Raw genomic sequence first — 18,021 nt, forward strand, 5'->3', positions numbered from 1 at the left:
CGAATGGTTTAGAAGGCGAGAGAAACATGGGAAAGATTACCGGCTTTATGGAATTCCAGCGTTTGCGCGAAGCAAGCGAGGAGCCGCAAAAACGTACCGCGCATTACAAAGAATTCACCATGCATCTGAGCGATGCAGATTCCAAAGTACAGGCAGCACGCTGCATGGATTGCGGTATCCCGTTTTGCAATAACGGTTGCCCGGTCAACAACATCATTCCTGACTGGAATGATCTGGTATATAGCGGCGCTTACAAGCAAGCGCTCGATACCCTGCACTCAACCAACAACTTCCCGGAATTCACGGGTCGTATTTGCCCGGCGCCATGCGAATCCGCATGCACACTGGGTATCAATGAAGATCCGGTCGGTATCAAATCGATTGAGCACTTCATCATCGACAAGGGTTGGGATAACGGCTGGGTCGTGCCACAAGTGCCTGGCGTCAAAACCGGAAAAAAAATCGCGGTAGTCGGCTCCGGTCCTGCCGGTATGGCAGCAGCGCAGCAATTGGCGCGCGTCGGTCACGATGTCACCGTGTTTGAAAAAAATGATCGCGTCGGCGGTTTGCTGCGTTATGGCATCCCTGACTTCAAAATGGAAAAAAACCACATCGATTTGCGCGTCAAGCAAATGGAAGCAGAAGGCGTGACCTTCCGCACCGGCGTGCTGGTTGGTAAGGATTTCCCTGCGAACATCATCAACTGGGCGAAAGAAACCATCTCGCCTGAGCAAATCAATCAAGACTTCGATGCAGTCATCATCGCTGGTGGTGCAGAACAGCCACGCGACCTGCCTGTCCCTGGCCGTGAATTGAAGGGCGTGCATTTCGCAATGGAATTCCTGCCTTTGCAAAACAAGGTCAATGCAGGCGACAAGGTCAAAGACCAGTTGATGGCAACCGGCAAGCACGTGGTTGTGATCGGCGGCGGTGATACCGGTTCCGATTGTGTCGGTACCTCGAACCGTCACGGTGCCGCATCGGTAGCGCAGTTTGAGTTGTTGCCGCAACCACCGGAAGAAGAAAACAAGCCGCTGGTGTGGCCTTACTGGCCAACCAAGCTGCGCACCTCTTCGTCGCACGAAGAAGGCTGTGAGCGTGACTGGGCGGTTGCAACCAAGCGCCTGGAAGGCAAAAACGGCAAAGTCGAGAAACTGATCGCTGCCCGCGTTGAGTGGAAAGACGGCCGCATGCAAGAAGTGCCAAACTCGGAATTCGAAATGAAAGCCGACCTGGTGCTGCTGGCCATGGGCTTTGTTTCGCCAGTACAGCAAGTGCTGGACGCCTTCGGCGTCGACAAGGATGCACGTGGTAATGCCAAGGCGACTACCGATGGTGAAGGCTGCTACCGTACTTCGGTCGATAAAGTGTTTGCCGCTGGCGATATGCGTCGTGGTCAGTCGCTGGTGGTCTGGGCGATCCGTGAAGGCCGTCAGTGCGCACGCGAGGTTGATGCGTTCCTGATGGGCGAATCGGTCCTGCCGCGCTAAGCAAAAAAGTTTCTATACAGAAAACCCACCGAGTCGCAAGACCGGTGGGTTTTTTTACAACGTTTGGTGTATGTAAGCTGCTCAAAAGAAATGGCCTTGGGAGAGATTTCGTTTTCTGCACTACAATTATGACATTGCAAAAGAAATACTCCCCTAGTGCCTAATCTTGTAGAAATCCGCGATCTCCATTTTGGTTATGGTGAGCGTCCGATCCTGTCGGGGCTCAACATGGACTTCCCGCGTGGCAAAGTCATTGCCGTTATGGGTGGTTCCGGCTCAGGTAAAACCACGGTTTTACGCCTGATAGGTGGGCAGTTGAGTCCGCAAGCAGGGCATGTCGCAGTTGACGGTCAGGTAGTGCATCAGCTCGACACCAAGGCTTTATATAAATTGCGTCGCAAGATGGGAATGCTGTTTCAGCACGGCGCCTTGTTCACTGATATCTCGGTGTTCGAGAACGTTGCCTTCCCGTTGCGCGAACATACAGACTTATCCGAAGAGTTAATCCGCGACTTAGTGTTGATGAAGCTGCACACTGTCGGCTTGCGTAACGCAGCCCAGTTGATGCCTTCGGAAATTTCCGGTGGGATGGCGCGACGTGTTGCGCTGGCGCGTTCGATTGCGCTTGATCCGCAACTGATTATGTATGACGAGCCGTTTGCCGGCCTCGATCCGATTTCGATGGGCATGACGGCCAACCTGATCCGCAAGCTGAATGATGCGCTCGGTTCGACCACCATCCTGGTTTCGCACGACGTGCACGAATCGTTTTCCATCGCCGACTATGTGTATTTCCTGTCCAAAGGCAGCATCGTTGCGCAAGGTACGCCGGCCGAGATGATGGCTTCCAGCGATCCGTACGTGAAACAGTTCGTGAATGCCGAGCCGGATGGCCCTGTTCCTTTCCATTATCCGGGTAAGTCGCTGGCTGATGATTTGGGGCTGGAGGCGCGCTCATGATCTGGTTGTTGGAGACGCTGGGACGCCTGGTTCGCGAGTTCGTAGTCAATATCGGTTTTGCTACCCGTACATTTTTCGGCATCATCGGCGCGTCCGGTGGCTTGTGGCGTCGTTTTCGCCTGATCACCAGCCAGATCCACTTCATCGGCAATTATTCGCTGGTGCTGATTGCGGTGTCCGGTTTGTTTGTCGGCTTTGTGCTGGGTTTGCAGGGTTATTACACACTCAATAAGTACGGCTCCGAACAGGCGCTGGGCTTGCTGGTCGCCTTGTCGCTCACGCGTGAATTAGGTCCTGTGGTGACAGCATTGCTGTTTGCCGGACGCGCCGGGACTTCACTGACGGCCGAAATCGGCCTGATGAAAGCCGGTGAGCAATTGTCTGCGATGGAAATGATGGCGGTGAATCCGCTGCAACGCGTGCTGGCACCGCGTTTCTGGGCCGGCGTGATTGCGATGCCTATTCTTGCTGCGATCTTTAGCGCGGTCGGTATTCTCGGCGGCTACATCGTCGGCGTGCAATTGATAGGTGTCGATGAAGGCGCTTTCTGGTCGCAGATGCAGGGCGGCGTGGATGTCTGGAACGACATCGTCAACGGCGTCATTAAAAGTATTGTGTTTGGCTTCGCAGTAACCTTCGTGGCCTTGTATCAGGGTTATGAAGCCCAGCCGACGCCGGAAGGCGTGGCACGCGCAACGACGCGCACGGTGGTGATTGCGTCCTTGTCCGTGTTGTGGCTGGATTTCCTGTTGACGGCGCTGATGTTCAGCTAAGTTTCAAATAAAGGGGCGCGGAGCGGCGCATGCACTTTTGGATTAAAATGTGCGCCCCTCCGACGCTTTGTTCGTTTGATGGATGAGACACTATTTTTGATAAATAGCGATTTCTCCCATATTTGAGGTATCTGTTTATGCAACGAAAATCATTAGACTTATGGGTTGGCCTGTTTGTGCTGCTGGGCGCTGCCGCACTGTTCTTTTTGGCGATGAAAGCCGGGAACATGGGATCGGTGATGTCCTTCGAACAGGTTTATCCGGTCGTGACAAGATTCGATAATATTGGCGGACTGAAGCCGCGCGCACCGGTCAAGAGCGCTGGCGTGGTGGTGGGACGCGTAGCCGATATCTCCTTCGACGATAAAAGCTATCAGGCGACTGTTACCCTGAATATTGAAAGTCGTTATGTTTTCCCGAAAGACTCGTCGGCCAAGATTTTGACCTCGGGCTTGCTGGGTGAGCAATATATAGGTTTGGAACCAGGTGGCGATAGCGTCAACCTGGTAGCAGGTGACAGAATTACAATGACACAATCGGCCATGGTGCTGGAGAACTTGATCAGTCAATTTCTCTTTAGCAAAGCAACCGAAGGGAAAGAAGACCAAAAATGAAAAATACCAGCAAAACGCTCCTGTTAGCTTCTGCATTGTTGCTTGGCGGATGCGCCAGCAGCACCGCCACCAATCAGTCGGACCCGCTCGAAGGCTTTAATCGTGCGATGTTCAGCTTCAACGATACAGTTGATCGTGTTGCACTGAAACCAGCCGCGACTGCTTACCAGGACGTACTGCCTTCATTTGTACAGACCGGCGTCAGTAACTTCTTCGGCAACATTGGCGACGTCTGGACCATGGTCAATAATTTCCTGCAAGGAAAAGGCGAAGCGGGTCTGTCCGACGTGATGCGCGTTGCAGTCAATAGCACATTCGGTTTCGGCGGCATCCTGGATATCGCATCTGAAGCAGGTATTCAGAAGCACAAGGAAGATTTTGGCCAGACCCTGGGTAAATGGGGTGTAGGTTCCGGCCCGTACGTGGTTCTGCCTATGTTCGGTCCTTCGACCTTGCGTGATACCGCCGCCTTGCCAGTTGATATCTACGGCGACCTGTGGACTTATGCGACGCCTGTTGATGTGCGTAACGTAGGTGCAGTGGTGCGTGTCATCGACATGCGTGCGTCGGCATTGAACGCAACCAACTTGCTCGAAGACGTCGCGCTGGATCGTTACACCTTCATCCGCGGTGCTTATTTGCAACGTCGTGAAAGCCAGGTGCGCGACGGTGCGGATGCCAAGCCGACCAATGAAAAGGCAATTGGCCCGCAAAGTTAAGTAGCCGGTTGCGTCCTGTTACAGATTCGTTGACAGATGCAAGCACCATGGTTGAACCACATGTGCTGAAAACAGTCGAATCGCATGCAAACGAGCCGGTTGCACGCATGATGGTGTAATCCGGTGATCGCGGCATGTGTTTATTCCTGGTAATGCGCCATGTCGCTCAACCGGTCAGAAATTGAGTTAGGGAAATATGAATATATTGAAGAAATTATCGCTCGCTGTTGCCGCTCTGTTGTTCGCCGGCTATGCCGCAGCACAGGAAGCTCCGGACGTATTGATCAAGCGCATCAGCGAAGATGTGATGGCGACTGCCAAGTCCGACAAGGAAATCCAGGGCGGTAATCCACGTCGCATCCAGCAAGTTGTTGATGAAAAAATCCTGCCGTATGTTGATTTTCAACGTATGACATCGCTGGCTGCCGGCCGCTACTGGCGTGATGCAACGCCGGATCAGCAAAAACAGCTGACCCATGAATTCCGCAGCTTGCTGATGTACACCTATTCGGGTGCGATCTCGCAAATCCGCGACCAGAAACTCGAATATCGCCCACTGCGTGCGGATCCTGCTGACACCGAAGTAATTGTGAATACGCAAGTTATTCAACAACGTGGTGAGCCTATCCAGCTGAGCTATCGTTTGGCTAAATCGCCAGCTGGCTGGAAGATTTATGACGTTAATGTACTCGGCGCATGGCTGGTCGAAACCTACAAAGGTAGCTTTGCGGCAGAAATCAGCAAATCCGGTATCGACGGCCTGATCAAGACCCTGGCCGACAAAAACAAGAAGCTTGCCGCCAGCACGGCAAAAACAGCCAAGGCTTCCTGATAATGTTCCAGCCCGGTACATCGCTCACTTTCGACAATGCTAAAACGGCATTGAGCGCTGGTTTGCAGGCGATTGCTGCCGGGCAGACGGAATTTGATTTTGCCAAAGTGGAAACTGTTGATTCAGCGGCAGTTGCCACCATGCTGGCCTGGCGTCGTAGCGCCAGTGCCCGCGCAGTTTCCCTCAGTTTCAACAACTTGCCGGGGAATCTGCGCAGCCTGATTTCCCTCTATGACGTGGCCGAATTGATCGGTTCCAGCTCCGCGCGCACCGATTTGCCCCATCATTGACCCCGTCGTCAATTTCCTGCGTACTACGTTTCACAGCCCCTCGTGCAGGGGTTCAAGGTGAAAATCCAATATAATCAAAGGTTTTCGCATCCGGTAGCGTGAAATGCGCGGCCGTCAGCGTTCCATTCTTGCGTAAAGTGTTCTGAGCCACCATGGCTGCAATTCAAATTAATAACGTCGAAAAAAGCTATCGCACGCTAAAAGCGTTGAATGGCGTTTCACTTTCTATCGAAGAAGGGGAATTTTTCGGCTTGCTCGGCCCGAACGGGGCGGGTAAAACCACGCTCATTTCCATCATCGCCGGCCTGAATCGTGCCGACTCAGGTAACGTCACCATTCAGGGACACGATGTCGTCAGCGATTACCGCAAGGCGCGTCAGTTGCTCGGCGTAGTGCCGCAGGAATTGGTGTTCGATCCCTTCTTTACCGTGCGTGAGACTTTGCGCATGCAGTCCGGTTACTACGGCCTGAAAAATAACGATGCATGGATAGATGAAGTCATGCATAACCTGGACCTGACTAACAAGGCCGACGCGAACATGCGCGCACTGTCCGGCGGCATGAAGCGTCGCGTGCTGGTCGCGCAGGCGCTGGTGCACAAACCACCGGTGATCGTGCTGGATGAGCCGACCGCCGGCGTCGATGTCGAGTTGCGCCAAACCTTGTGGAAATTCATTTCACGCCTGAATCGTGAAGGTCACACCGTCGTGCTGACCACGCACTACCTGGAAGAAGCGCAGGCGCTGTGCAATCGCGTTGCCATGTTGAAGGGCGGGCAGGTTGTCGCGCTGGATACAACATCCACGCTGATCAAGCGTATCTCCGGTTCGCAACTGGTGGTGAAGCTGGCTACGGGCAGTTTGCCGGACGAACTGAAGGAATTGGTCTCGCATCCGGAAGAGCTGGCCTTTGGTAACAAGTACACTTTGCGCGTCAACGATTACAACGATGTCGAGCCGATACTGGCGAAGCTGCGTCAGGCCGGTGTGACGATAGAGGATATGCAATTGCAGCAGGCCGATCTGGAAGATGTTTTCATACAGATCATGGAAGGTGAGAAATGATAGGCTTCCAGACACTGTTTTATAAAGAAATGCTGCGTTTCTGGAAGGTGGCGACGCAGACCGTGGCGGCACCTATCCTGACGGCAGTCTTGTATCTGTTGATCTTCGGCCACGTGCTGGAAGACCATGTGCAGGTTTATCCCGGCGTGAAATACACGGCCTTCCTGATCCCTGGCCTGGTCATGATGAGCGTCTTGCAAAATGCATTCGCCAATTCATCGTCGTCGCTGATCCAGTCCAAAATTACCGGCAATCTGGTTTTTGTCCTGTTGCCACCGTTGTCGCACTGGGAGTTGTTCAGTGCGTACGTCATGGCGGCTGTCGTGCGCGGGCTGGTGGTTGGTAGTGGCGTGTTTATCGTGACAGCCTGGTTTGCCGATATGTCTTTCGTCGCGCCATGGTGGATCGTGATCTTTGCTGTGCTGGGCGCGGCTATGCTGGGCACCATGGGCTTGATTGCGGGGATCTGGGCGGAGAAGTTTGACCAGCTCGCGGCATTCCAGAACTTCCTGATCATGCCCGCTACTTTCTTGTCCGGCGTATTCTATTCGGTGCATTCCTTGCCGCCGTTCTGGCAAACCGTGTCGCATATGAACCCGTTCTTTTACATGATAGACGGCTTCCGTTATGGCTTCTTTGGTCAGTCAGATGTGAACCCTCTGGTCAGCTCTACCGTTGTTGCATTTTTCCTGGTGCTGTTGGCAGGCGTTGGCATGTCGCTGCTGAAGAGCGGTTATAAGTTGCGCCATTAATAGTCCGGACTGACACGCATACACCTTATTTATTCATCCCATCATCACCATATTAGATAAAGGCAGAATCATGTTGCCCACACCAGAATTAGTTAAAAGTTATATCGCAGCAGGCTTGAATTGTTCGCACCTGGAAGTCAGCGGCGATGGCGCGCATTTCGAAGCAGTGATTGTGTCGGAAGCATTTGCAGGCAAGCGCCTGATCCAGCGTCATCAAATAGTGTATGCAGCATTGGGCGATCGCATGCGTGAAGAAATCCATGCCTTGTCGATGAAGACACTGACGCCTGAAGAGTTCCAGAAGTAAGCAACGCTATATTTGAACGGCCCAACTTTGATTGGGCTAGCTATGAAATGGATAAACTTTTAAATGGATAAGCTTTTAATTCGGGGCGGGAATCGTCTCTCCGGCGAGATCACTGTTTCCGGTGCAAAGAATGCAGCGCTGCCTATCTTGTGCGCGGGCTTGCTGACAGCCGATACGGTGCAACTGAGCAATGTGCCTAATCTGCAGGACGTAACGACCATCTTGCGCCTGCTGCGCCAGATGGGTTTGCAGGCAGAGCAGGACGGCGACAAAGTCACTCTCAATGGCAGCGCCATCGATAAGCTGGAAGCGCCGTACGAAATGGTGAAAACCATGCGTGCATCCATCCTGGTGCTGGGACCTTTGCTGGCACGCTTCGGCGAAGCCCGGGTCTCCTTGCCCGGCGGTTGCGCGATCGGTTCGCGCCCGGTAGACCAGCATATCAAGGGTTTGCAGGCGATGGGTGCCGAGGTCACGATAGAGGCCGGTTACATTCATGCCAAAGCCAAGAAGCTCAAAGGTACGCGTATCGTGACCGATATGATTACCGTCACCGGTACCGAAAACCTGCTGATGGCAGCGACGCTGGCAGAAGGCGAAACCATACTCGAAAACGCGGCACGCGAACCGGAAGTGACCGACCTGGCCAATCTGCTGGTGGCGATGGGTGCGAAGATCGAGGGCATAGGCACTGATCGCCTGGTGATTCAGGGTGTTGAGAGTCTGCACGGTGCCAGCCATGCGGTGATCGCGGATCGTATCGAGACCGCGACCTTTATGTGCGCGGTGGCGACTGTCGGTGGCGATGTCACCTTGCGTAATGTCCGTACAGACACGCTGGATGTGGCTTTCGACAAACTGCGTGAAGCAGGCGCGATCCTGACGTCTGGTGACGACTGGATACGTGTCCAAATGGCTTCGCGTCCGAAAGCCGTCAGTTTCCGTACTACCGAATACCCGGGTTTTCCGACCGACATGCAGGCGCAATTCATGGCGATGAACTGTGTCGCTGAAGGCAGCAGCCGTGTAATCGAAACAATTTTCGAAAATCGCTTCATGCACGTGCAGGAAATGAACCGCCTCGGCGCTGCGATTACCATCGAAGGCCATACCGCGATCATCAATGGCGTGGATAAACTGGTCGGCGCACCGGTCATGGCAACTGATTTGCGCGCTTCAGCTTCGCTGGTCATTGCAGCACTGGCAGCAGAAGGTGAAACACTGATAGATCGCATTTACCACCTGGATCGCGGTTACGATCGTATGGAAGTCAAACTGTCCGCCGTCGGCGCAGACATACAGCGAGTGAAATAATGACGCAAGAGACCCAACAACTGACGCTGGCGCTTTCCAAAGGCCGCATTTTCGAAGAAACCCTGCCGCTGCTGGAAGCTGCCGGCATCAAGGTCACCGAAGATCCGGAAACTTCGCGCAAGCTGATCCTGCAAACCAATGATGCGAATGTGCGCGTGATCATCGTGCGCGCATCCGATGTGCCGACCTATGTGCAATACGGCGCTGCCGACTTTGGCGTGGCGGGTAAAGATGTTTTGCTCGAGCATGGCGGCGAAGGCCTGTACCAGCCTATCGATCTGAACATAGCGAATTGCCGCATGTCGGTCGCAGTCAAGGATGGCTTCGATTACGAAAGCGCTGTGCAACAAGGTGCACGCCTGCGTGTCGTGACCAAGTATGTACAGACTGCACGTGAACACTTTGCTGCCAAAGGCGTGCACGTAGATCTGATCAAGCTATATGGTTCGATGGAACTGGGCCCCTTGGTAGGCCTGGCTGACGCCATCGTCGATCTGGTCAGCACCGGTAGCACCCTGCGCGCCAATCATCTGGTTGAAGTGGAACGCATCATGGACATCTCATCGCGCCTGGTCGTCAACAAGGCAGCGCTGAAGCTGAAACGTGAGCGCCTGCAACCGATATTGGAAGCGTTTGAACAAGCGTCGAAACGTCAGTCTTGATGTCGGCAGTATTTCATTCCTACATGGCCTGATTGAGGAAAATGATGTCCATACAGATACGCAAATTTGATTCCACCCATCCCGACTTCAAGCAGCAGCTTGCGGATGTACTGGCTTTCGAGGCCAGTGAAGATGAAGCGATTGATCGGTCCGTGCAGCGCATCCTGGAGGATGTGAAGAAGCGCGGCGATGTCGCGGTACTTGAATACACCAAACAGTTCGACCATGTCGAAGCTGGCAGCATGCAGGCGCTGGAAATCAGCAGCGATGCATTGCAAGCAGCGCTGGCGCAATTGTCGCCGGTACGCCGTGCTGCCTTGCAGACCGCAGCGGATCGTGTGCGCGTGTATCACGAACGGCAAAAAGCCGAGATCGGTTCCAGCGGCTTCAGCTACACCGAAGCGGATGGCACCATCCTCGGGCAAAAAGTAACACCGCTGGATCGCGTCGGCATTTATGTGCCGGGCGGTAAAGCAGCGTATCCATCATCGGTATTGATGAATGCGATTCCTGCCAAGGTTGCAGGTGTGCAGGAAGTCATCATGGTGGTGCCGACCCCGAACGGCGTGAAGAATGAGCTGGTACTGGCTGCTGCTGCGATGTCCGGTGTGGACCGTGTATTCACCATCGGCGGTGCACAAGCTGTGGCCGCGCTGGCATATGGCACGGCGACTATCCCGCAGGTAGACAAGATCGTGGGGCCGGGCAACGCCTATGTTGCTGCCGCCAAGCGTCGCGTGTTCGGTACCGTGGGTATCGATATGATCGCGGGCCCGTCGGAAATCCTGGTGGTATGCGACGGTACGACCGATCCGGACTGGATCGCGATGGACTTGTTCTCACAAGCCGAGCATGACGAACTGGCGCAATCCATCCTGATCTGCCCGGACGCGGCTTATCTGGATGCGGTGGCGGCAAGTATCAACCGTCAATTGGCAGACATGCCGCGCAAGGAAGTGATCACTACTTCGCTGACTAATCGCGGTGCGATGATCAAAGTGCGTGATATGGATGAAGCGTGCGAGATCGCCAATATGATTGCAGCCGAACACCTGGAAATCTCAACCGAGAATCCGCAGCAATGGGCGGACAAAATTCGCCACGCCGGCGCGATGTTCCTCGGTCGCTTTTCTTCCGAGTCGCTGGGTGATTATTGCGCCGGTCCTAACCACGTGCTGCCGACTTCGCGTACGGCGCGTTTCTCTTCGCCGCTGGGTGTGTATGACTTCCAGAAGCGTTCCAGCATGCTGCAGGTCAGCCAGGGCGGGGCGCAGACGCTTGGCAAGGTTGCCGCTGAACTGGCGTACGGCGAAGGTTTGCAAGCCCATGCCCGTTCTGCAGAATATCGCCTGAAATGAGATTGTTCCAGGCTCAGTCATGACGGATTGGCGTGATCGCATATTCTGTGAAGATGCGCTGGCTGGGCTGGCGCGGATACCTGATGGCGCGATTGACCTGATCATTGCCGATCCGCCGTATGGGCTGGGCAAGGACTACGGCAACGATTCCGACAAGCTGGATGCCGATGCTTACCTGCACTGGATGGAGCAGTGGATAGATGCCGCATTGCCCAAGCTCAAGTCGAATGGCTGCCTGTATATTTTTCTGACCTGGCGTTATTCGCCGGAAGTATTCGTCATGCTGAAGAAGCGCATGACGATGCTCAATGAAATTATCTGGGACCGGCGTGTGCCCTCCATGGGCGGCGGTACCCGCAAGTTTTCATCGGTGCATGACACCATCGGTTTCTTTGCCAAAGCCAGGGATTACTATTTTGATCTGGACGCGGTGCGTATTCCTTACGACGCGGAAACCAAGAAAGCACGTTCGCGTTCTATTTTCGTCGGCGCCAAATGGCTGGAGATGGGCTACAACCCGAAAGATGTCTGGAGCGTGTCGCGCTTGCACAAAGAGCATCGCGAGCGGGCCGACCATCCAACCCAGAAGCCGCTGGAAGTGATCGAACGCATGTTGAAGGCATCGTGTCCGCCGGGCGGTGTGGTGCTGGATCCTTTTATGGGCAGTGGCACCACGGCAGCAGCGGCCAAACGCTGCGGGCGCCATTTCGTTGGTTTTGAGCTGAATGCCGAATATTGCGAAATGATAGAAAAGCGTCTGCGGTTGCTGACGCCGCAGGAAGACGCGGCAAGTCCGGTTGCAAGCGGGCACGAGCAAAAATCGGCTTCGGAAGAAATCTGATTAATTTCGATGTGGAATTGGCAAGCATTCCTGCTTTTGTACGGATTTCTTCGATTCCCGGGCTAAAAAGGCGTGTATCTGGTGATTCAGGTGCCCGAAGCTAAAGTCCTCATTGAAAATATGGGTAAAATGGATGTATTGCCATAAACTTGGCCAGGCTTTGCCTCTGAAGTGGCAAAGTGATTTAAATCTCGATGCTGTACGAGCATCACTCTCTTCGTCATAACTGGTTGTTAATTGAATATGTCTACGCCACGCACTGCAGAAATCACGCGCAATACCAACGAGACGCAAATCCGCGTTGCGATCAATATCGATGGTACCGGTCAGCAAAAACTGAATACCGGCGTGCCTTTCCTTGACCATATGCTGGATCAGATCGCCCGTCACGGCCTGATCGATCTGGATATCGAAGCCAAAGGTGATCTGCATATCGATGCCCACCATACGGTGGAAGACGTCGGCATCACACTGGGCCAGGCTTTTGCCAAAGCGATAGGCGACAAAAAAGGCATCCGTCGTTACGGTCACTCCTATGTGCCGCTGGATGAAGCATTGTCGCGCGTCGTCATCGACTTCTCGGGTCGTCCGGGACTGGAATTCCATGTCCCGTTTACCCGTTCGATGATAGGCACGTTTGATGTCGATCTGACACATGAATTCTTCCAGGGCTTTGTTAATCACGCGCTGGTATCTTTGCATATCGACAATTTGCGTGGTGCGAATGCCCACCATCAGTGCGAAACCGTATTCAAGGCCTTCGGCCGTGCATTGCGCATGGCAGCAGAACTGGATCCGCGTTCCGTTGGTACGATTCCATCGACCAAAGGCAGCCTGTAAGCTGCTCGCGGCCTGCAAGAGAATTTCAATACACTGAAATCTGAATCAACCGGTATGAACAAAATTGTTGTAGTGGATTACGGCGTGGGCAACCTGCGCTCGGTCGCCCAGGCTTTGCGTAAAGTGGCTCCGGAAGCGGATGTTCGCATTTCGGGTGAGCTAAATGATATCCATACGGCGGACCGTCTGGTCTTGCCGGGGCAGGGTGCGATCCCGGATTGCATGCGTTCCCTGCAGGAATCCGGTTTGCAGGAAGCCCTGCTCAATGCCGCGCGTAACAAGCCTTTATTCGGCGTCTGTGTCGGCGAGCAACTGATGTTCGACTGGAGCGAAGAAGGCGATACGGCCGGCCTCGGCTTGTTCCCCGGCAAGGTCATCAAATTCCGCCTCGACCAGCAATTGCAGGAAGACGGTTCGCGCTTTAAAGTCCCGCAAATGGGCTGGAACCGTGTGCGTCAGGCGCAGTCACACCCGCTGTGGAACGAGATTGCTGACGACAGCTACTTCTATTTCGTGCATAGTTATTACGCGGTCCCGGCTGATCTCGCCCATATGGTAGGTGAAACACCCTACGGCGCGCCGTTCTGCAGCGCGATTGCACGCGATAACATCTTTGCGACGCAGTTCCATCCGGAGAAAAGCGCTACGGCCGGACTGCAGCTATACAAGAACTTTGTTCACTGGAATCCGTAAGCCTTATTCTTTATCGCTTTCTTTTCTACTTACAACCTCACACTCCAATCGTATCCATGCTGCTAATACCTGCCATCGATCTCAAAGACGGTCACTGCGTTCGCCTGAAACAAGGCGATATGGACCAGGCCACTGTATTTTCCGAAGACCCTGCCGAAATGGCGCGTCACTGGTTACTGCAAGGTGCGCGCCGACTGCATCTGGTTGATTTGAACGGCGCGTTTGCCGGCAAGCCGAAGAATGAGTCGGCCGTCAAATCGATTTTGCAGGCAGTGCGTGAATACGCTGAGCAAAACGGCATCGAAGAAATCCCGGTGCAACTGGGCGGCGGGATTCGCGATCTCGATACGATAGAGCGCTATCTGGATGACGGCCTGAGCTACATCATTATTGGCACAGCTGCGGTCAAGAACCCAGGATTCCTGCACGACGCTTGTAGCGCCTTCCCGGGGCAGATCATCGTTGGTCTGGACGCCAAGGACGGCAAAGTCGCAACCGATGGCTGGAGCAAGCTGAGCGGTCACGAAGTGATCGACCTGGCGAAGAAATTCGAAGATTACGGCTGTGAATCCATCATTTACACCGACATCGGCCGCGACGGCATGATGGGCGGCGTGAATATCGAGGCAACGGTCAAGCTGGCGCAAAGCATGACGATCCCGGTGATCGCATCCGGCGGCGTGCACAACATCAAGGATGTGGAAGCACTGTGCGCGGTACAGGATGAAGGTATCGAAGGCGTGATTTGCGGCCGCTCGATTTACGAAGGTACGCTGGACTTGCGCTCGGCGCAGGACAGAGCGGATGAATTGACGGACGAAGCACCGGAAGCGGACGCATGACACTGGCAAAACGCATTATTCCCTGTCTTGATGTGACCGCCGGTCGCGTTGTGAAGGGTGTTAATTTTCTCGAGTTGCGCGATGCCGGCGACCCGATAGAAATCGCGCGCCGTTATGACGAGCAGGGTGCAGACGAAATTACGTTTCTCGACATCACCGCGACTTCGGATGGTCGTGACCTGATTCTCGACATTATCGAGTCGGTCGCTTCACAAGTATTTATTCCATTGACGGTAGGCGGTGGTGTGCGCGCGGTGGACGATGTGCGCCGTTTGCTCAATGCCGGTGCGGACAAGGTTGGTATCAACAGCTCGGCCATCAGCAACCCGCAACTGGTCTTCGATGCGTCGCAGAAGTACGGCTCGCAATGCATAGTTGTGGCCATTGATGCGAAGAAGGCATCCGATGGTCGCTGGGAAGTATATACACACGGTGGTCGCAAGGCGACCGGGCTGGATGCAGTCGAGTGGGCGAAGAAAATGCAAAGTCTGGGTGCCGGTGAAATCCTGCTGACCAGCATGGATAGAGACGGTACCAAGATAGGTTTCGATCTGGACCTGACGCGTGCGGTCTCGGATGCAATCAGCATCCCGGTGATCGCATCCGGCGGTGTCGGTGGTTTGCAGGATCTGGCCGATGGCGTCAAAGTCGGCCGTGCCGATGCGGTACTGGCGGCCAGCATCTTCCACTATGGCCAGCATACGGTGCAGGAAGCCAAGCGTTTCATGTCAGATCAAGGTATTCCAATGAGGTTGGTATGAGCAGCAATGCAAAATGGCTGAATAAAGTGAAGTGGGATGAGCACGGCCTGGTGCCGGTCATCGCACAGGAAGTCGGCACCAATGATGTGCTGATGTTTGCGTGGATGAACCGTGATGCGCTGGCCAAGACCATCGAGTCGGGCGAAGCGATCTACTGGAGCCGCTCGCGCAAAAAACTATGGCACAAGGGCGAAGAGTCCGGTCATACGCAAAAAGTGCACGAAGTACGACTCGATTGCGATGAAGACGTGGTCTTGCTCAAGGTTGAGCAAGTCGGCGCGATCGCCTGCCATACCGGACGTCATTCCTGCTTCTTCCAGAAGTTTGAGGGTGGCGCCAAGGACGGCGACTGGGAAACGGTCGAGCCTGTGTTGAAGAATCCGGAAACGATTTACAAATAAAGGCAGAGTCGCATGAGTGAAACCCTGAAGCGCCTGGCGGCTGTGATTGAATCACGTAAACCGGCGAATGGCGGCGATCCTGAGAAATCGTATGTGGCGCGGTTGTTCAAGAAGGGCGACGACGCGATTTTGAAAAAAATCGGCGAAGAAGCGACTGAGCTCGTGATGGCAGCCAAGGATGCGCGCGTCAGTGCCGATAAATCCAAGGTGCTGTACGAGTGTGCCGACCTGTGGTTCCACTCTGCGGTCTTGCTGGCGCAATTCGATTTGACCCCGCAGGATGTGCTGAATGAATTGGCGCGGCGCGAGGGCATTTCCGGAATTGAAGAAAAAGCTGCGCGCAAAGCAGACTAATTATCACCACATCTGATACGCTGGCGTTGAGAACCAACCACGATGGAGTTTCATTTGGATAATTGTATTTTTTGTAAAATTGCCGCGAAACAAATTCCCGCGCAGATTATTTATGAAGATGACGATCTGCTCGCATTCAACGATATCAATCCTGCTGCGCCAGTCCATTTCCTGATCGTTCCAAAAAAACATGTGGCGACCCTGGCTGATTGCACGGCTGAGGACGCTGCGTTGTTGGGTAAAATATCTTTGCTCGCGCCGAAGCTGGCGCAAGAGCAGGGCGTTGGTTACCAGGCAGATGGTAATGGCCCGGGTACGGGTGGTTTTAAAACGCTGTTCAATACCGGGCCGGATGGTGGGCAAGAGGTGTACCATCTGCATATGCACGTGATAGGCGGACCGCGTCCGTGGCGCAGATCACTGGCTTAAAACAATAATTCTAGAATTAGGGCGGCGACGCTTAACAAGGAGAAAATGATGGGTTCATTTAGCATCTGGCACTGGTTGATTGTACTGGTCATCGTGATGCTGGTATTCGGCACCAAGAAACTCGGCAATATGGGTTCGGACGTCGGCAAGGCAGTCAAAGGTTTTAAAGACGGCATGAAGGGCGAAGACGACAAACCTGCTGCCCAGAACGCTGCGCCATCGCAGGTTGCTGACAAAGGCACCGTCGATGTTGAAGTGAAAGAAAAGTCGAACAGCTGATCATCTTGCGGGCAAGGCGGCCATCCGGCCTGAGCTTGCTCGCACTATGTACAGCCTATCGCTAATCATATGATCGATATCGCCTTCTCCAAGCTCGCGATCATTGGTGTTGCGGCACTGGTTTTCATCGGCCCGGAAAAATTGCCGAAAGTGGCGCGCATGGCCGGTACTTTGTTCGGCCGTGCGCAGCGCTATATCAATGACGTCAAATCTGAAGTGAGCCGCGAGATGGAGCTCGACGAGTTGCGCAAGATGCACCAGGAGGTGCAGTCTGCTGCCAGCGATGTCGAACGTTCGATTACGCAGGGCGTGTCGCATGCCGAAAGCTCCCTCAACTCGGCATGGGACGACGTGGCGTCGGCTGATATGGAGCTCAATCCGTTGATGGAGCCGCCGACCTACGACGAGACCGCGGCCAAATCCAAAACTTTCCGTAAAAAGAAACTCGCGCATACCTCGGCGATCCCGTCCTGGTACAAGCGTCAAAGCGGCCAAAAATCGCGCGTTATTTCCGGCGCAGCCCGCATGGCGAAGCATACGCCTGCGCATGCCCGTAAATCATCGCCTTTCTTTCATTAATGACCGGGCCAAATGCGCAACTGAGTGCAGCGGTTTTGATGCCTCCCCGGATACCTGAGATGAATGCCGTCGCGCCATAATGAATGAAGAAAAGAAAATGACTGGTACCGAAGACTCATTCATTTCGCATCTGATCGAACTGCGCAGCAGGCTGATGAAGGCTTCGCTCGTGGTGATCGTGATTTTCCTGTGTCTGATGCCATGGGCCGGCGATATTTACGATGTGCTGGCCCGTCCTATGATGCTGGCGCTGCCGGAAGGCAGCAAGATGATTGCAACAGGCGTCATCACGCCGTTCCTGATCCCGGTCAAGGTAACCATGCTGGTCGCCTTCCTGCTGTCGCTGCCGTGGGTCTTGTACCAATTGTGGGCGTTCATCGCACCTGGCCTGTATGCGCATGAAAAGAAACTGATCGCACCATTAGTCATCTCGTCATCGGCGCTGTTTGTGGTCGGTGTGGCGTTCTGTTACTTCTTTGTATTCGGCGTGATTTTCCACTTCATCAATAACTTCGCGCCTAAATCGATTTCGGTTGCGCCGGATATCGATAGCTACTTCGGCTTTGTCATGACCATGTTCATCGCGTTCGGCCTGACCTTCGAGGTGCCGGTGATCGTTATTGTGCTGGTGCGTATGGGCCTGGTTACTGTCGAGAAGCTCAAGCAAATCCGTCCGTATGTGATCGTAGGCGCGTTTGTAATTGCGGCCATCGTTACGCCGCCGGACGTCATGAGCCAGTTGCTGCTGGCGGTGCCACTGTGCTTGCTGTACGAGGTGGGTTTGTTGCTGGCGCCGCTGTTCGTAAAAATTACGCAGGCACCAAAAGAATTTGAATCGATGTAATTCCGCGCAGGCACTCAGCCTGC

The 18,021-nt window shown here is 54.2% G+C and carries 24 protein-coding genes; all 24 read left to right on the forward strand.

Annotated features, from left to right (window positions below):
• Window positions 1–26: 26 nt before the first annotated feature.
• The 24 genes from DBR37_RS09810 to tatC all read left to right on the forward strand — a co-directional run bounded on the left by DBR37_RS09810 (window position 27) and on the right by tatC (window position 17,998).
• On the forward strand, window positions 27–1,490 hold the full coding sequence (locus DBR37_RS09810) for a glutamate synthase subunit beta (RefSeq protein ID WP_124574297.1): 1,464 nt from the start codon (window positions 27–29) through the stop codon (window positions 1,488–1,490).
• Between the two features lie 156 nt (window positions 1,491–1,646).
• On the forward strand, window positions 1,647–2,450 hold the full coding sequence (locus tag DBR37_RS09815; RefSeq protein WP_124574298.1) for an ABC transporter ATP-binding protein: 804 nt from the start codon (window positions 1,647–1,649) through the stop codon (window positions 2,448–2,450).
• The gene (gene mlaE, locus DBR37_RS09820) at window positions 2,447–3,223 is read left to right on the forward strand and encodes a lipid asymmetry maintenance ABC transporter permease subunit MlaE (RefSeq protein ID WP_124574299.1); all 777 of its coding nucleotides are present in this window, start codon (window positions 2,447–2,449) and stop codon (window positions 3,221–3,223) included. Before DBR37_RS09815 ends, mlaE begins: the two co-directional genes overlap by 4 nt.
• Window positions 3,224–3,360: 137 nt before the next feature.
• Window positions 3,361–3,837, forward strand: a complete 477-nt coding sequence (mlaD, locus tag DBR37_RS09825) for an outer membrane lipid asymmetry maintenance protein MlaD (RefSeq protein ID WP_124574300.1) — start codon at window positions 3,361–3,363, stop codon at window positions 3,835–3,837.
• Window positions 3,834–4,556, forward strand: a complete 723-nt coding sequence (locus tag DBR37_RS09830) for a VacJ family lipoprotein (RefSeq protein WP_124574301.1) — start codon at window positions 3,834–3,836, stop codon at window positions 4,554–4,556. Before mlaD ends, DBR37_RS09830 begins: the two co-directional genes overlap by 4 nt.
• A gap of 196 nt (window positions 4,557–4,752) precedes the next feature.
• On the forward strand, window positions 4,753–5,388 hold the full coding sequence (locus tag DBR37_RS09835) for a phospholipid-binding protein MlaC (RefSeq protein ID WP_124574302.1): 636 nt from the start codon (window positions 4,753–4,755) through the stop codon (window positions 5,386–5,388).
• A gap of 2 nt (window positions 5,389–5,390) precedes the next feature.
• Window positions 5,391–5,678: a lipid asymmetry maintenance protein MlaB gene (locus DBR37_RS09840; protein ID WP_124574303.1), complete on the forward strand. Its 288-nt coding sequence runs from the start codon at window positions 5,391–5,393 to the stop codon at window positions 5,676–5,678.
• 152 nt (window positions 5,679–5,830) lie between these two features.
• On the forward strand, window positions 5,831–6,742 hold the full coding sequence (locus tag DBR37_RS09845) for an ABC transporter ATP-binding protein (RefSeq protein ID WP_124574304.1): 912 nt from the start codon (window positions 5,831–5,833) through the stop codon (window positions 6,740–6,742).
• Window positions 6,739–7,494, forward strand: coding sequence for an ABC transporter permease (locus DBR37_RS09850; RefSeq protein ID WP_124574305.1), 756 nt, complete (start codon window positions 6,739–6,741; stop codon window positions 7,492–7,494). The genes DBR37_RS09845 and DBR37_RS09850 overlap by 4 nt, the downstream gene beginning before the upstream one ends.
• A 70-nt stretch (window positions 7,495–7,564) precedes the next feature.
• Window positions 7,565–7,801 carry a BolA family protein gene (locus tag DBR37_RS09855; RefSeq protein WP_124574306.1) on the forward strand — a complete coding sequence of 79 codons (237 nt, stop codon included), beginning with the start codon at window positions 7,565–7,567 and terminating at the stop codon, window positions 7,799–7,801.
• 63 nt (window positions 7,802–7,864) lie between these two features.
• Window positions 7,865–9,115: a UDP-N-acetylglucosamine 1-carboxyvinyltransferase gene (gene murA / locus DBR37_RS09860; RefSeq protein ID WP_124574307.1), complete on the forward strand. Its 1,251-nt coding sequence runs from the start codon at window positions 7,865–7,867 to the stop codon at window positions 9,113–9,115.
• Window positions 9,115–9,777, forward strand: a complete 663-nt coding sequence (gene hisG / locus DBR37_RS09865; protein ID WP_124574308.1) for an ATP phosphoribosyltransferase — start codon at window positions 9,115–9,117, stop codon at window positions 9,775–9,777. The genes murA and hisG overlap by 1 nt, the downstream gene beginning before the upstream one ends.
• Window positions 9,778–9,821: 44 nt before the next feature.
• On the forward strand, window positions 9,822–11,135 hold the full coding sequence (gene hisD, locus DBR37_RS09870) for a histidinol dehydrogenase (protein ID WP_124574638.1): 1,314 nt from the start codon (window positions 9,822–9,824) through the stop codon (window positions 11,133–11,135).
• 19 nt (window positions 11,136–11,154) lie between these two features.
• The gene (locus DBR37_RS09875) at window positions 11,155–11,976 is read left to right on the forward strand and encodes a site-specific DNA-methyltransferase (protein WP_124574309.1); all 822 of its coding nucleotides are present in this window, start codon (window positions 11,155–11,157) and stop codon (window positions 11,974–11,976) included.
• A gap of 243 nt (window positions 11,977–12,219) precedes the next feature.
• Entirely contained in the window at window positions 12,220–12,816 is a 597-nt protein-coding gene (gene hisB / locus DBR37_RS09880) for an imidazoleglycerol-phosphate dehydratase HisB (protein ID WP_012081129.1), read from the forward strand.
• A gap of 54 nt (window positions 12,817–12,870) precedes the next feature.
• A complete protein-coding gene (gene hisH, locus DBR37_RS09885; protein ID WP_124574310.1) occupies window positions 12,871–13,509 on the forward strand; it encodes an imidazole glycerol phosphate synthase subunit HisH in 639 nt (212 codons plus the stop codon).
• 56 nt (window positions 13,510–13,565) lie between these two features.
• Window positions 13,566–14,351 (forward strand): 1-(5-phosphoribosyl)-5-[(5-phosphoribosylamino)methylideneamino]imidazole-4-carboxamide isomerase, encoded by a 786-nt coding sequence (hisA, locus tag DBR37_RS09890; protein WP_124574311.1) that lies wholly within the window; start codon window positions 13,566–13,568, stop codon window positions 14,349–14,351.
• Window positions 14,348–15,112 carry an imidazole glycerol phosphate synthase subunit HisF gene (gene hisF / locus DBR37_RS09895; RefSeq protein ID WP_124574312.1) on the forward strand — a complete coding sequence of 255 codons (765 nt, stop codon included), beginning with the start codon at window positions 14,348–14,350 and terminating at the stop codon, window positions 15,110–15,112. Before hisA ends, hisF begins: the two co-directional genes overlap by 4 nt.
• Window positions 15,109–15,513: a phosphoribosyl-AMP cyclohydrolase gene (gene hisI / locus DBR37_RS09900; RefSeq protein ID WP_124574313.1), complete on the forward strand. Its 405-nt coding sequence runs from the start codon at window positions 15,109–15,111 to the stop codon at window positions 15,511–15,513. Before hisF ends, hisI begins: the two co-directional genes overlap by 4 nt.
• A gap of 12 nt (window positions 15,514–15,525) precedes the next feature.
• The gene (locus DBR37_RS09905; RefSeq protein WP_124574314.1) at window positions 15,526–15,867 is read left to right on the forward strand and encodes a phosphoribosyl-ATP diphosphatase; all 342 of its coding nucleotides are present in this window, start codon (window positions 15,526–15,528) and stop codon (window positions 15,865–15,867) included.
• Between the two features lie 54 nt (window positions 15,868–15,921).
• The gene (locus DBR37_RS09910) at window positions 15,922–16,296 is read left to right on the forward strand and encodes a histidine triad nucleotide-binding protein (protein WP_124574315.1); all 375 of its coding nucleotides are present in this window, start codon (window positions 15,922–15,924) and stop codon (window positions 16,294–16,296) included.
• 48 nt (window positions 16,297–16,344) lie between these two features.
• Complete coding sequence (tatA, locus tag DBR37_RS09915; protein ID WP_076593136.1) at window positions 16,345–16,575, forward strand: Sec-independent protein translocase subunit TatA; 231 nt, start codon at window positions 16,345–16,347, stop codon at window positions 16,573–16,575.
• A 69-nt stretch (window positions 16,576–16,644) separates the two neighbouring features.
• Entirely contained in the window at window positions 16,645–17,154 is a 510-nt protein-coding gene (tatB, locus tag DBR37_RS09920; protein WP_124574316.1) for a Sec-independent protein translocase protein TatB, read from the forward strand.
• A gap of 79 nt (window positions 17,155–17,233) precedes the next feature.
• Window positions 17,234–17,998, forward strand: coding sequence for a twin-arginine translocase subunit TatC (gene tatC / locus DBR37_RS09925; RefSeq protein ID WP_199739095.1), 765 nt, complete (start codon window positions 17,234–17,236; stop codon window positions 17,996–17,998).
• Window positions 17,999–18,021 lie beyond the last annotated feature (23 nt).

It is taken from the genome of Herminiimonas sp. KBW02, assembly GCF_003852535.1.
Lineage (GTDB): Bacteria > Pseudomonadota > Gammaproteobacteria > Burkholderiales > Burkholderiaceae_D > Oxalicibacterium.